At 64.4% G+C, this 13,393-nt stretch carries 15 protein-coding genes; 12 read left to right on the top strand and 3 right to left on the bottom strand.

Annotated elements, in window-relative coordinates; genetic code table 11:
• Positions 1-285: 285 nt before the first annotated feature.
• Together MTP10_RS03600 and MTP10_RS03595 are read right to left on the bottom strand one after the other, a co-directional pair.
• Positions 286-1,002 (bottom strand): MAE_28990/MAE_18760 family HEPN-like nuclease, encoded by a 717-nt coding sequence (locus MTP10_RS03600; RefSeq protein WP_310707495.1) that lies wholly within the window; start codon positions 1,000-1,002, stop codon positions 286-288.
• Entirely contained in the window at positions 1,003-2,127 is a 1,125-nt protein-coding gene (locus MTP10_RS03595) for a DUF262 domain-containing protein (protein ID WP_310707493.1), read from the bottom strand. It lies immediately after the preceding gene.
• Between the two features lie 545 nt (positions 2,128-2,672).
• Here MTP10_RS03595 and MTP10_RS03590 point away from each other — a divergent pair.
• Both MTP10_RS03590 and MTP10_RS03585 read left to right on the top strand, forming a co-directional pair.
• Positions 2,673-3,512, top strand: a complete 840-nt coding sequence (locus MTP10_RS03590) for a S1 RNA-binding domain-containing protein (protein ID WP_310707492.1) — start codon at positions 2,673-2,675, stop codon at positions 3,510-3,512.
• 442 nt (positions 3,513-3,954) lie between these two features.
• On the top strand, positions 3,955-4,518 hold the full coding sequence (locus MTP10_RS03585; protein ID WP_310707491.1) for an NUDIX hydrolase: 564 nt from the start codon (positions 3,955-3,957) through the stop codon (positions 4,516-4,518).
• Here MTP10_RS03585 and MTP10_RS03580 read toward each other — a convergent pair.
• Complete coding sequence (locus MTP10_RS03580) at positions 4,496-5,719, bottom strand: XRE family transcriptional regulator (protein WP_310707490.1); 1,224 nt, start codon at positions 5,717-5,719, stop codon at positions 4,496-4,498. The genes MTP10_RS03585 and MTP10_RS03580 overlap by 23 nt on opposite strands.
• A 364-nt stretch (positions 5,720-6,083) precedes the next feature.
• Here MTP10_RS03580 and MTP10_RS03575 point away from each other — a divergent pair, with 364 nt between their 5' ends.
• The 10 genes from MTP10_RS03575 to MTP10_RS03530 all read left to right on the top strand — a co-directional run bounded on the left by MTP10_RS03575 (position 6,084) and on the right by MTP10_RS03530 (position 13,311).
• Positions 6,084-6,260 carry a hypothetical protein gene (locus MTP10_RS03575; RefSeq protein WP_310707489.1) on the top strand — a complete coding sequence of 59 codons (177 nt, stop codon included), beginning with the start codon at positions 6,084-6,086 and terminating at the stop codon, positions 6,258-6,260.
• Positions 6,257-6,598, top strand: a complete 342-nt coding sequence (locus tag MTP10_RS03570) for a hypothetical protein (RefSeq protein ID WP_310707488.1) — start codon at positions 6,257-6,259, stop codon at positions 6,596-6,598. Before MTP10_RS03575 ends, MTP10_RS03570 begins: the two co-directional genes overlap by 4 nt.
• Before the next feature lie 302 nt (positions 6,599-6,900).
• The gene (locus MTP10_RS03565; RefSeq protein ID WP_310707487.1) at positions 6,901-7,617 is read left to right on the top strand and encodes a GntR family transcriptional regulator; all 717 of its coding nucleotides are present in this window, start codon (positions 6,901-6,903) and stop codon (positions 7,615-7,617) included.
• Between the two features lie 122 nt (positions 7,618-7,739).
• Complete coding sequence (locus MTP10_RS03560) at positions 7,740-8,150, top strand: plasmid replication, integration and excision activator (protein WP_310707486.1); 411 nt, start codon at positions 7,740-7,742, stop codon at positions 8,148-8,150.
• Positions 8,147-8,461 carry a hypothetical protein gene (locus tag MTP10_RS03555; RefSeq protein WP_310707485.1) on the top strand — a complete coding sequence of 105 codons (315 nt, stop codon included), beginning with the start codon at positions 8,147-8,149 and terminating at the stop codon, positions 8,459-8,461. Before MTP10_RS03560 ends, MTP10_RS03555 begins: the two co-directional genes overlap by 4 nt.
• A gap of 86 nt (positions 8,462-8,547) precedes the next feature.
• Positions 8,548-9,978 (top strand): FtsK/SpoIIIE domain-containing protein, encoded by a 1,431-nt coding sequence (locus MTP10_RS03550; protein ID WP_310707484.1) that lies wholly within the window; start codon positions 8,548-8,550, stop codon positions 9,976-9,978.
• Complete coding sequence (locus MTP10_RS03545) at positions 9,978-10,178, top strand: hypothetical protein (protein WP_175591274.1); 201 nt, start codon at positions 9,978-9,980, stop codon at positions 10,176-10,178. The genes MTP10_RS03550 and MTP10_RS03545 overlap by 1 nt, the downstream gene beginning before the upstream one ends.
• Positions 10,171-11,769: a replication initiator gene (locus MTP10_RS03540; protein WP_310707483.1), complete on the top strand. Its 1,599-nt coding sequence runs from the start codon at positions 10,171-10,173 to the stop codon at positions 11,767-11,769. Before MTP10_RS03545 ends, MTP10_RS03540 begins: the two co-directional genes overlap by 8 nt.
• Before the next feature lies 1 nt (position 11,770).
• Entirely contained in the window at positions 11,771-11,962 is a 192-nt protein-coding gene (locus MTP10_RS03535; RefSeq protein ID WP_310707482.1) for a helix-turn-helix domain-containing protein, read from the top strand.
• Positions 11,962-13,311 carry a site-specific integrase gene (locus MTP10_RS03530; protein ID WP_310707480.1) on the top strand — a complete coding sequence of 450 codons (1,350 nt, stop codon included), beginning with the start codon at positions 11,962-11,964 and terminating at the stop codon, positions 13,309-13,311. The genes MTP10_RS03535 and MTP10_RS03530 overlap by 1 nt, the downstream gene beginning before the upstream one ends.
• Positions 13,312-13,393: the final 82 nt, after the last annotated feature.

The raw sequence follows: 13,393 nt of genomic DNA, 5'->3' as shown, positions 1-13,393 counted from the left end.
TCGTTGCGCCGGATTGAACCGGTTTCTGATCATCTGGCTCGCCAAGCCTTCACCCTTGAAGGGTGACCGAGGCGGGCGCGAGGCATCGGATGATAGGGCTCGGGCTCATTACCGAACGCTGATCGACGCAATCAAGCGTCGAAGCTTGATCGCTGACTCGTCACGCCCGCTGACGAGAAGCAGGCAGCTGTGATCGAATGGAACCAGGTCCGTCGTCGTGTTCGAGATAAGATAGCCCGAGAGGCCTACGGTGGCCGCGATGCAGTCGAGTTTTGTATCGATGTGTTAAACAATCGACCTTAAGGTACATGTATCAGCAATCGCTTTCTCTACAGAATAGGAGAAGGCTTTTCCGACAGCCATAAAGAACTCAAGATAATCCTCTAGTTCTGTCGAGGTTGGCTTTACTGAATAATCCCCATGCGCTATCGAATTTCTCTTGTTGACAATCTCTTCAAGTTTGATGTCAACTCGAACAGAGAGTCCGGCCGCAAACAGGTGGGATGTTGTGCTGGCGATAATATCGTCGATACCAATCAGCGCAAATGCCTCTCGTAGCACGTCAGGCTTCAAGCTTGTCATTTGACGCGCCAGGATCTTAGCTGAAATGACCTGCGGATCAATGGAGCGCTCTTCATCCCACAAGATTGAGAATGCTGTGAATAGCTTTCTAGTTCTATGCACTCGTTCAGCTCCATGCGGTAGTGAAGCGATCTCCTGAATTCTGTCTCGCGTAAAGAGTTCCAAGAACGCGGGAGGCAGTTTGCGTGCGGGCGGTCGAACAACACAGATTTCATCAACATATTCTCTCAATGCTGCCTTTGCGAAGCCTTCAAAGTGGGCTACCAGCAGAACAAGGCAGGCGCGATGCACCGCATTTTCTAGTTGAACAGCCTCGTCGGTTCGCCGAACAAGTGGAGAGACGGGGCGCACCGCCAAAAGATGATGTAGTTCTGTGATGCTATTGATGAAGTCGCCATATGCCGCAAGCTTGATCGACATTTATTGCTCACCCTTAAGCGTTTCATGCAGGGTAATCGAGATCCCTCGGGCAGCAAGGCCCTCAGAGAACTTAGAAACGCGGAAGTGCATACGGGATCGGTCAGCCGTGGCGCGACCGATAGCAAAAAGAAATGCTTCGTCCTGAAGCAGTTGATGACGGACTTCACGAACGGCTTGAGGCGCAGCACGGATCGCTTCACGGTCCGCGTGCGCGAAGGGGATCATAATCGCATCGAACAATGCCTTGTTCATTCCTGGAGCTGGCCTCCCATTAGGCGCGGGGAGTCTGAAGGCGGAGTCACCGAAGACTTCAGCAACTGTCCGACAGACGTCGGCGAAGACATCCATGTCGGCCCGCCCTGGGATTGCTATGCGATTGTTTCGCATATATCCATTTAGCAATTGACGAAGCGGAGGGCGATAATCCGCAATGGACTTATAGAGTGAGAAGAACCGCAAGACGAGCTCTTCGAACTCCATTCTCCTGTTCCGGATGCCACTAAGGATTCCTGTAAAGTATGGAACTTCGGCCGTGCGCCTCAAAAAGTCATTTAGCTCGCCTCTGTAGATACAGTTCCTGAGCTCTTGTGCACCTAGACGTGCCGACCCGGTATTCAGACGCTCAAACACGTCGAACTTAATATCCGGGTCGGAATCCTCAGTTATCACGATGCAGCGGATGGTTCGGCCGCTGAGCCGTCGCTGGTCACGCAGCGTCAGATCGGAAAAGAATTTCCCTTCCAGCTCCGAAAGGACTGGTATCCCCTTAAGTTCAAATTTCCCTTCGAGGTAGTCGCTGATGGTTGTAATTCTCTGCAATCCATCAATAACCTCATAGGCACCATCTTCGTTTTCCGCAAAGTAGCAAACGGGAACAGGTATGTTGAGCAGGAGGCTTTCGATTAGCCTGCTCGCCTTTGCTCTGTCCCATACGTACTGACGCTGATACTCGATATTGAGCAGTAGACGCTCCTTCTTGATGTCGTCGACTAGAGTGCTTAGAGAGAGGTCGTACGGCTGCGTAACCAGTCGACGCTCTCGATGTTCGAGATTCAGCGGCTCCTCTTGATCTTGCGTCACTTCTTCTGAGGATTCGTCATCGAACAACGTGTTCTCTTCGGCCACTTAAAGCTCCTTAGTTTCGCTCTCTGTGCCAGAGTAGCGTGCTCTGCGGGTTACAGCTATATGTTCGATACGTATAGCACTCGAGCGCCGCCTGTCCAGAGGGCAACGTAGCCTGCGCGACTGGTCGTCTTACCCGTTCGCAGCCCCAGCATGGCCAAGAGTCGCAGGCAACTCCTCCAGCATCGGGGATGAATGTGCATGATTGCGAAATTCGTGACGAATGAGGCACTCCTGACTGCTACGGGAGGGTCACGCTTGCCGATCATCAGTTCGTGGAGGATTCGTGGAGGAGAGGTGTGTCCGGGCGATCAAGGCCCAGGATTCAGTTCCAAGCTCTGACTGGCCTCCGTTGGGCAGGTTGAGATTAGCGAAACGCGCTGTCAGCTTGGGAACTGCATCGATTACGGCCTGATGAGGCGCTGAGCTGGGCAACGGACCGGTCCTGAGTGACCGTGGTTGACCCTTCGTCACCCCTCCTGATGGCCCGCTAATGGCCCGGCACTTGCAGCGGGTGAGATCACCGTGGTTATGACAAAGTGGGCAGCGTGGACAGGCCGACGAACGATCAAGACATAATGGAGATCTTGAGGGCGGTTCGGGTCGGCGACATCGTCTCGGGGACAATCACGCAGGTGGGACGTCCTCACGGGGCTGCAGCGAGGCTCGACGGGCGGCTGGGTCTGGCATCGGCGGACATCGGGCCTTTGGACGTCTCCTGGTGCCGCAGGTCGGATGAGGTCATACAGGTCGGCCGACGCGTCACCGCCGAAGTGATCGATGTCGATGAGGAACGGGAAAGGATCGGCCTGTCCCTGGCCGCGACCGAGAATCCCGAACTCTGGGCATTCCTGAAAGGACTCCGCCCTGGCGAGGTACTCGGCGGCGAAGTGGCAGACGTGCAGCGGTTCGGGGTGTTCGTGGCGCTGGATGATGGGCCGCCGCATCCCGTCTATCCAGGGGTAGGTTTCATCTCGATCCCCGAGCTGTCCTGGCGACATTTCGATGAGGTCTCTGAGGTCGTCGAGGTAGGGCAGCGGGTCACCTGTTCCGTTCTCTGCTTCGACACCACACAGGGCGAAGCCAGGCTCTCCCTTCGCGCACTTCAGCCTGATCCTTTCCAGGGGTTCGCCGACGCGGCTCGCGAGGGACAAGAGTTCTGCGGAACCGTGACCAAGCTCGTCCCGTTCGGAGTCTTCGTCAGGCTCGTAGAAGGCATCGAGGGCCTGGTGCCCTTGGATGAGCTCGTCTCCATGCCTGTCGAGACTCCCGAACAGGTCGTTCAGGTCGGCGACCGCGTCAGGGTGACCATCATCAGCCTGGATCGCGACGCCCGCCGATTGCTCCTCTCCAGCAAGAAGGCTGGTTCTGATCCCCTATCGCCTTGATGGCATCTGGACGAGGGCAGCACGCTCCGGGACCGATGCGAGCGCGCCGACCTCACGGGTGAGGTACGTACAGACAGGTGCCCGCTATCCGGTGGGCCGGGGCTGAGGAACGAAGTCCCGGACCTTCGATCGCCCCCAGCCAGCTACGATGCTCAGGCATGCTGTGGCGATCGTAGGGCTGCATCTGTGCGGCGGTGCGGCAACCCCGGCCGGTGCGTTCGGTCGGTACGGCGGGGGTGGCGTGCGGTGCCCGGCCCGGTGCCCCGCCGCCGTCCGGGACCGGCCCCCAGGCCGCACGCCCGGACGGCGGGCGGGCGGAGGGCCGGGGGTACGGCGGCGCGCCGCGCCGCCGCTTGATCTTCATAGGGACTATTCGGCAACGATCTCGGCTGTCACCCGGAAGTGCGTGTACGGCGACGTTGTGGGCCGGTAACTTCGCGGTGTGGCTGATGACGCTGAGCTGACGCGCTGGGTGGTTCACGGGGAACGGCTGATCTACGACAACCGCTGGATTCGGCTTGGCATGGCCGATGTGGAGATCCCTGGCGGGGAGCGGTTCGAGCATCATGTGGTGCACCTGGACCGGGCCGCTATCGCTGTCGTCGTCGACGAGCAGGACCGGGTCCTGCTGATGTGGCGGCATCGGTTCGTGTTCGACCGGTGGGGGTGGGAGCTTCCCGGTGGGCTGGTCGAGGCTGGCGAGGACCCGATGGCCACGGCCGTCCGAGAAGTCGAGGAGGAGACCGGGTATCGGGCAAAACAGGTTGAGCATCTGGTGAGCTATCAGCCGATGGCCGGCATGGTGGACTCCGAGCACATCCTGTTCCTGATGCGCGGGGCCGAGCTGGTCGGCAAACCGGAGGGCGAGGTGGAAGCCGATCGGATCGAGTGGGTTCCGATGGCAGAAGTCCCCGACATGATCGCCCGCGGGGACATCTGGACGTCGGGGACTCTGATCGGGCTGCTTCAGGCTCAGCAGCGACTTAACGGCCAAGGGCGCGGTTGACCGCTTGCGTTAGCTCGTCGATGCGGCGTCGTTGACGGCGGGAGCCGGTCATGGTGGCCAACTGCTTGGCGCGGCGGATGTGGGGTTGGGCGGCTTCGGGATCGTCGGCCGCGAGGAGTGCGTGTCCGAGGTCGCAGCGGACGCCTGCTTCGGCGCGGTTGTAGGTGCCGTCCATTCCGGCAAGTGAGGAGCGGAGGTCCTCGACGGTGCCGGGGTCGCCGAAGCGGAGCAGGCAGCTTCCGCGCCAGCGGGCGAAGTGGTGGACGTTGATGGACAGGTAGGGCATGTCCGGGTCGCCGTCGCCTTCCGGCAATACGGCGGCGGCCTGGTCGAGGGCGCGACGACATGCGGTCTCGTCTCCGAGGATGGCCGCGGCTTCGCCTTCGGCTGCGGCGAGCCAAGTGCGCAAGCGGGCGGGGACGTGGTCTCGGTGCGTGGCGTGGATGTACTGGAGTAGTTCGGCTGCCTCGGCTGGTCGGCCCATGTCCATGAGGACGTACGCCTGCTCACCGGAGACATAGGCCAGCACGGCGGCGTCCTCGGCTTCGCGCGCGGCGGCTTTGGCGGCTTCGTAGTGGTTCCACGCATCGTTGAGCGCCACGGTGTTGATGGCCTGCCAGCCGGCCAACGACGCTGTTTCGGCAACCAGGTGGGCGAGCTGGGCGCGGATGCGTGGGCGTACCGCGTGGCGGTGGGCTCGTTCGATTTGGGCCATCTGGGCGCGCATCTTGTCGGCGATGGCGACGCTTCCGAGTCGGCGGTCCTGGAGGCGGAGGTTGTTGGTGTCCGTTCGCAGGATCATGACCATGGTGTCGTCGACGGCTGCGGCGGCCTCCAGGCGGGCGGCGAGTTCGTCGGTCTGCTCCTGGTGCTCGTCGTCAAGGTCGCCTGTTGGGGAGGCGATGTCGAGTGGGGCCAGGCCGAGGAGCATGCGGGCGTGGTCGGGCAGGCCGAGTCCGGTGGCGATGCGCTCGAAGACGGCCAGTTCTTCGATGGGGCCGGCCGTGCCTTTGAAGATCTTGTTGACGCGGGGCTGCGCTATTTCGGTCGCACTTGCGATGCGAACCTGACTGATACCGCCGTATTTTGCGACGAGCCGGAAGAGTCCCGCGATGTCGCGGTTTTTCAGGCTTTCTCGCATGTCGTCGCGTTCCCAAACCGATGGCGGTAGCTTGATCGGCTCGAAAGCACTCGCGCGCATGCGGTCCTCCGGAACTCGGCTCCGTGATGGTGCATTGCCGTGCCGGGGACTCTATATGCCTCGGTGGTATATCGCCGCTGGATATGTATAAACGGTTGGTCCATTCATGCTCTGCCGCATGACAACTCCGGTCAGGTGCGAAGAATGCGACGGGCGCGGATGGAAGATCGTCACCCGGCGCGGGCATGTGGCGGCGTCGAAGCTGGGCGTCGCGTCATCATCCACCGCTGAGTGTCTCTTCTGCGATGGAGCCGAGTGCGGCGCCGCCGCCGGCGGTGAGGTGTTCGAGTGGGAAGTTCGGGTCCAGTCCGGCGGTAGCGAGGCGCTCGGGTCGTGCGGGTCGAGCCCATTCCAGGCGACGGCGATGGACGAGCTGCGCAAGGCGATGCGCAGCGTGGCTGGGGACGCGGCGGTGTGCGGGCGCATCATCCACAGCGTCTACGGGCTCGGGGGTACGGCTGACGGCGAGAGCCGTCACGAGGTCTTCCGTGCGTATCTGGACACGGCCGGCTCGGTCAGGTTCGAGCGGGTGGCCGAATGAGCGCGGCGAATTTTGTCTCGATTCATCCGGGGCATTCGGCTGAGCTTCTTCGGCAAGCGCTGGCTGCCAAAGGGGTCGCCGCCGATGTTCACGACGGGTACGGACTCGCGCTCGTATCGGTCTGGGTCGGTCTCGTGGTGTGGTGCGACGGTAACCATTTTTGGTGGCGAACCGGATGGAATGCCGGGCGGCGTCGTGTCATCTATGCGTGGCATCCCGCGATCGACCCGGTGCGGGCCGCTCACCGCGTCGCCATGCGTTATGCGGATTTGCGATCCACGCATTCGGCGACAGGGCCGCTGGCTGAGCTTCTGCGCGAGACCGAGCATGAGCGATGACGAGGTCGCCTTCTGGGGATGCGGGGTAGAGAGCGTCCGGCGGAACTCCGTCCTGATACAGCATGCGGTGCGCACGGACGGTATAACGGCCTGGTGCGGGGTCACAGTGCGGCCTGTGTTGATCGACGATTGGCATGTACCGTTCGTCCCGGACGGCTCGACATCCTGCGAGGAATGTGCGCGGCGGTACAGGCAAGCCTTCAGGTGGAGACGGAAGTTTGCCTTTCAAGAGCCCTGACAGGTCACTTCTTAGCCAGTACTGTACTTGTGCGGACGAGCGCAAGAGTGAACGGACGGCCAAGATGAGCATGGACTTCGCCCCTCCGAAGTACGCCCAGGTCATGCGGGCGATTCAGGAGCGTATCGAGTCGGGCGAGTACGCGCCTGGCGACATGCTGCCCTCTGAGACGCAGTTGGTGCGCGAGCTGGGCGTGGGTCGTACGACGGTGGTGCGGGCTCTTCAGACCTTGGCCATGCAGGGCTGGATCGAGCGCGAGCACGGGCGCGGCTCGTTCGTGAAGGGGCGTCCCGAGAGTGGTGCCGATCGCGTCCGACCGAGCTTGACCGCGACCGAGCAGGGCGAGAGCGCAGAGAGCCTCGTGGAGGTGGCGCGCGTTTCTGCACCTCGGTACGTAGCGAAGCTGCTGGGGGTCGCCGAGCGTACTCCGGTGATCATGCGTAGGCGGGTGGCTCGTGAGGGGGATCTTCCGTCTGCGGTGGAGACGGTGTGGATCCCGCTGGAGATCGCGGTGGGCTCCGACCTGGACAAGCCGGAACCGCTGCGCAGCGGCATCCGCCGGCATCTCCAGGCGGTCAAGCACCTGCGCTTCGACCACATCACCGAGCGCGTCACCGCCCGTAAGCCGACCAAGGAAGAGGTCGAGCTGCTCGGCTCGTCCAACCCGGTGCTGGGCGTGCTGGCCACCGTGCATGATCCTGCGGGAATGGCACTGTTCGCCATGAGTCTGGCCCTGCCGGGCACCCTGCATGAGCTTGAGGATGTCTACAAGGTGAGCTAACTCTTACCAAGCCATTCCGGCTTGGCCACTTGTGCGGACGAGTGGCCGATGCCTACTCTCAACTCATGCGGACAAGTGGACGAGCGAACGAAGGGCTCTCCGCCGCAGCAGAGAGGAACCACATGGCAATCCAGGGACCCATCCCGATCAGCTTCGAGCAGGTCTTCCCGCACGGCTGCTACCTCGTCGGCAACGTCGAACAGGTCAAGGACTTCGACGCCTCCACCAACGGCCGAACCGTCTACGCCAAGGACAGGACGACCGGTGAGCCGGTCTGGCAGGTCCCGGTCATGGACGGCGACCCGACCGTGAAGGCGTCGCAGAAGACGGTCGCAGTCAAGATCCTGTCCGCGACCGAGCCCATCGCTCCGCCGGCCGTGGCTGGTGTGCCGATCACGCCCGTTGAGTTCGTCGGGATGACCGTCACGCCGTACGTCAGCCAGACCGGACGCCTGGCGTACTCCCTCCGCGCCACGGGGATGCGCCCGCCGCGTGCCAAGCAGGCGCCCGCCGGCAAGGAGGCGGCGGCGTGAGCCTCGAACCGTACACCTACGTCACGCTGTCGATGCCGTCGGCGGACAGGCCGCACGTCGCGGTTTCCTTCTACAGCCACGAGGTGCGTGCCCGCGCCGGTGTGATCGACGAGCGCCGCCCGTACCTGGCCGTCAGCACCTCGGAGGCGAACGTCGCCATCTCCACCACGGGCGGCGGGTCGGTGACCGGCGCCGACTTGGCCCTGGCGCGCGACATCTACGCCGCCGCCGCTCAGTACCTGGCCGACTGCGAGCGCCTGCACACCCAGCAGTCGGCCACCGGCAAGGCCGCCGACCAGACGGCGGCCTGACACGTAAGGCGGGGCCGCTGGAAGCGGCAACTTCCGGCGGCCCCTCGGTTCTCCCCTGACTCCACATCACGAGAGGTTCCAAGCTTATGTTCAAGCGGCTGCCTGGCGACGAGGCGCGCAACCTCGTCACCACCACGCCCGACACGGCCATCGTCTTCCGCCCGGCCGTCGTCCAGACTCCCGCCATCCTGACCCTGATCATCTTCGCCTGGCGCGTCCTCGTCGGATGCGTGCGGCTGCTCTGGCGGCACCCCGTCGCCCTCCTCATCGCCCTGACGCCCGTCGCTCTCACGCTGGCGTACGGCTGGCGGACCGCGTTGCTTCTCCTCACTCCGGTTCCTACGGGGATGCTCGCCTGGGCCCTCACCGACCGACACGGCTTCGTCCGCCTGGTCGGCCTGCGGGTGCTGGCCTGGTGGCGGCTCGTCTGGGTGTACCGGCGGCACTGGCAATCGGTCATGGTCGTCTCGGGGCTCGGCCGGCACCTGTGGGGCCGTGACTACCTGCCCCAGCTCGGCAAAGTCACCTGCACCGCATGGGCCGACCTAGTCACCGTGCGCATGCTCAAAGGCCAATCGGTCAAGGACTGGGCCGACCGCCTCGACCACCTCGCGCAGGGCTTCGGCGCGGCCTCCTGCCGCGTTGCGGTCATCCGGGGCGGTCGGCTCCAGCTCACCTTCCCGCGTACCGACCCGCTGGCCGTGCCACTCGATGCTCTGCCACTGCCCGACGTCCCGACCGTGGGGCCGATCGAGGTAGGCAAGCAGGAGGACGGGTGGCCGTGGCGGCTCAAGGTCCACGGCACTCACGTCCTGGTGGCAGGCGCCACCGGGGCCGGTAAGGGTTCGATCATCTGGTCCACGATCCGCGGGCTCCTCCCGGCCGTGCGGGCGGGGCTTGTAGAGATCTGGGCGCTCGATCCCAAGCTCATGGAGCTGTCATACGGACGCGCCTTGTTCGGCGAGCGGTACGCCGCCACGCCGGAAGAGTGTGCCAACCTGCTTGACCAGGCCGTCACGGTCATGCAGGAGCGCGCCGCCCGATTCGCCGGCGTTCTGCGCGCCCACACGCCGACCGTGGAGGACCCGTTCGTCCTGGTGGTCGTCGACGAGGTGGCGTTCCTGACCGCCTACCAGGCAGACCGGCAGCTCAGGCAGCGCATCTCCGCCGCCCTGGCCACGCTCACCACCCAGGGACGCGCGGTCGGCATCGGCGTCATGGCCGCCCTCCAGGACCCGCGCAAAGAAGTGATGAACATACGCAACCTGTTCCCCGACAAGATCGCCCTCCGGCTGGATGAATCTGAGCAGGTGGACATGGTCCTCGGCGACGGCGCCCGCGACCGAGGAGCCCTCGCCGACCACATCTCGCCCGTCCCGGAACGGGGGGCCGGCGTCGGCTATGTCCGGCTGGAGACCTCGCCCGACCCGGTCCGGGTCCGCGCGGCCTACGTCTCCGACACAGACATCCGCGACATGGCCGCCGCCTTCACCCTGGCCGGAAGGGACGCTGCCTGATGAAGGTCTGCTTCCACGGCACGGCCGAAGAACTCGAACTCGTTGCGGGCCGCCGCCTCATGGTCCTGCTCACCTTCCGGGACCTGCCCCGGCTGCGCGTCTTCGCGCTGCTCCACCCCCGCACACTCAAGCACCCGTACAACGGCCTGTTCCGGCTCTGCGCCGACCTGGCCGAGGACGAGGGAGGTGTCCATGGCTGAACTGCCTCGCGCCGTCCGACAGGCCATGCCGCTGGCCCGAGAGGTGGCCGTGGAGGTCGCCAAGCAGTACGGCGTCTGCATCCGGCCCGTTCCGCTCAAGCGCCTGGACATTGAAACCGGCCGCTGGGAGATCGTGGACGTCCCCTGCGGGGCCACACTCGACGCCAAGTGCCAGCCGTGTGCCAAGCGCAACAGGCAGCTCCGCATGGCTCAGTGCCGGGAGGGCTGGCACCTCGACCAGGAGCCGACCGTCACCCCGGACGACTCGACCGACGATCAGCGGTGGCTGGTCGAGTTCCGCGCCGACCTCCAGGCCCGCCGGGACCAGGCCGACGCCCTCGGTGAGGAGACCGCCGACTGGGATGCCGCTATCGAGGGCATCGACATCGAGATCAACGAGGCGGGCATGCGGGGCAGTGTCCTCGGCCGGACCGTCCCGAAGCGTACGCGTTCGACCAGGCGGCGGCAGGACGCTCCCAACCTGCCCAAGCGCAAGATGGCCGACACCACGCTCGGGCGGACCTTCCAGTCCTCGGACGGCAAGGTCTACCGACCCTCGCTGTTCGTCACGCTGACCCTCCCGTCTTACGGCAAGGTACGCGACGGCGTCCCGGTCGATCCCGAGACCTACGACTACGCCAGGGCAGCCCGTGACGCCCTGCACTTCTCCAAGCTGGTCGATCGCTTCGTGCAGAACCTCCGCCGCGTGGCGGGCTATGACGTGCAGTACTTCGCCACCGTGGAGCCACAGAAGCGGCTCGCGCCGCACCTGCACATGGCCATCCGTGGCACCCTGCCCCGAGCGGACGTCAAGCAGATCGCCGCCGCGACCTATCACCAGGTGTGGTGGCCAGCGGCCGACGTGGTGCGCTTCGACGGCGAGCACCTGCCGGTCTGCCAGGACGGGGCCGGCTACCTCGACCCCGACACGGGCGAGGTCCTGCCCACCTGGGACGAAGCACTCGACCAGCTCGACGCCGACCAGGACGCCGAACCCCTGCACATTATCCGCTTCGGCGAACAGATCGACGTCAAAGGCGTCCTCGCTGGTACCCCGGACGCCGACCAGTGCATCCGCTACCTATCCAAGTACCTCACCAAGAGTCTCAGTGACAGCCTCGACACCGACAACCCCGCCCGGCGGGAGCACGCCGCCCGGATGGTCGATGCGCTGCGCTTCGAGCCCTGCTCTCCCAGGTGCCCGAACTGGCTGCGCTACGGCATTCAGCCCAAGGACGCCAAGCAGGGGATGACTCCGGGAGCGTGCCGGAGCAAGGCCCACAAGCCCGACCACCTCGGTCACGGGGGCCGCCGCGTCTTGGTCTCCCGCAAGTGGTCCAACAAGACCCTCGCCGAGCACAGGCAGGACCGCCGTACTTGGGTCCTGGAAGCCCTTGGCCAGACGGCCCAACCGACTGACTCACACCGCTATGTCTGGAAGCCCGTTCCGGTTGGCGACGCCAACGTGTCGCCCCTCGCCATACGCCTCCTGCGGTCGGTCGCGGAACGCCAACGCTGGCGAGCCCACATGGCGAAACTCCAAGCCGAAGCGGATGGCCAAGGCCCATGGACAAGCGAGGAGGCGGCCTGACATGGACAGACTCTTCTACCGCCCCAAGGACGCCGCCACAGTCCTCGGCATGAGCCGTACGGCGGTCTTCCGCCTCATCAAGACCGGAGAACTCCGCTCGATCAAACGTGACGGCTACCGCCTCATCCCTACCGCCGCCCTCCTCGACTTCGCCCGAACCCTTGAGGCCGACGCCGAGAGGGAGGCGGTGTGATGGCCACCAGGAAGCCCAACGGCCGCTCTTCTATCTACCTCGGCAAGGACGGCCTCTGGCATGGCTGGGTGACGATCGGGATCAAGCCGGACGGCTCCCCGGACCGCCGCCACCGCAAGGGCAAGACGGAGGCGGAGGTCACCCGGAAAGTCCGCGAGCTGGAAGGTCAAAGACAGTCCGGCCACGTCGGCAAGCCGGGCCGGCCGCCCACGGTCGGGGAGTGGATGACCGAGTTCTTGGACGTGATCTGTGAGCGCCTTGTCCTCTCGGACAAGCTCGCACCTCGCACGTTGACCGACTACCGCTCCAAGTCCCGAAACTGGATCGTGCCGCTCCTCGGCAAGCATCGCCTCGATCGGCTCGCGCCTGAGCATCTGGACGCCGCGTACACGCGCATGCTGGAAGAGGGCCTTTCGCCAAGTTCCGTCCTCAAGGTGCATCGCATCCTGTCCCGCGCGCTCACGATCGCGGTACGGCGAGGTCGAATCACTCGCAACGTCGCGACGCTCGTCGACGCCCCCTCGGCCACGACCACAGAGATAGAACCGCTGACCAGAGACGAGGCTCGACGCATCCTCGACGTGGCCAAGACCCGGAGGAACGGCGCTCGCTGGTCGGTCGCGCTTGCGCTCGGCATCCGCCAGGGCGAAGCCCTCGGCCTGCGCTGGTCATACATCAACCTGACGACGGGCGAGATCAGGGCGTGGTTCCAGATCCAGCGCGCCGAGTGGCAGCACGGCTGCGACGATCCACATGCCTGTGGAGAGAAGTGGCACCGGAAGGCGTGCAAGAAGAACTGTAGGGATCACCAGCACACCCGGGACTGCAAGCCGGACTGCAAGAAGCGCGCCCACACCTGCTACCGGCGTCCGTGCCCGAAGGACTGCACCGGCCACGCGGACAAGTGCCCCAAACGGTCCGGCGGCGGCCTGATCTTCCGGCAACGCAAAGGCAAGAGCAAGCTCACCCTCCAGTGCCCGCCGGCACTCCTGGCGCTCCTCAAAACACACAAGAAGATCCAGACCGCCGAACGCCTCAAGGCGGGGGACCGGTGGACGGATCATGACCTCGTCTTCACCACCCAACACGGCGGCCCGATCGAACGCACAGAGGACTGGAAGCAGTGGAAGTCCATCCTCAAGCAGGCCGGCGTCCGTGACGTCCGTGTCCACGACGCCCGACACACCGCCGCAACCCTGTTGATAGAGCAGGGCGTCCACATCCGCGTCGTCCAAGAGATCCTCGGCCACACGCGCGTGACCACCACCGAGCGCTACACGCACGTCGCCACTCTCCAGATGAGGGACGCCAGCGACCGCATGGACTCGGCCCTTTGGGGCTCGCCCTGACGGGGCAACTGCAACCCAAACTGCAACCCGCAGCCCCCGGACATCAAAAAGGCCCTTCCCCCCACTACGGGGAAGGGCCTTC

It is taken from the genome of Nonomuraea sp. 3-1Str (assembly GCF_031570565.1).
Classification (GTDB): domain Bacteria; phylum Actinomycetota; class Actinomycetes; order Streptosporangiales; family Streptosporangiaceae; genus Nonomuraea.
The sequence above is the reverse complement of the archived record's forward strand: the minus strand, read 5'-3'. Positions and strand labels throughout refer to the sequence as shown.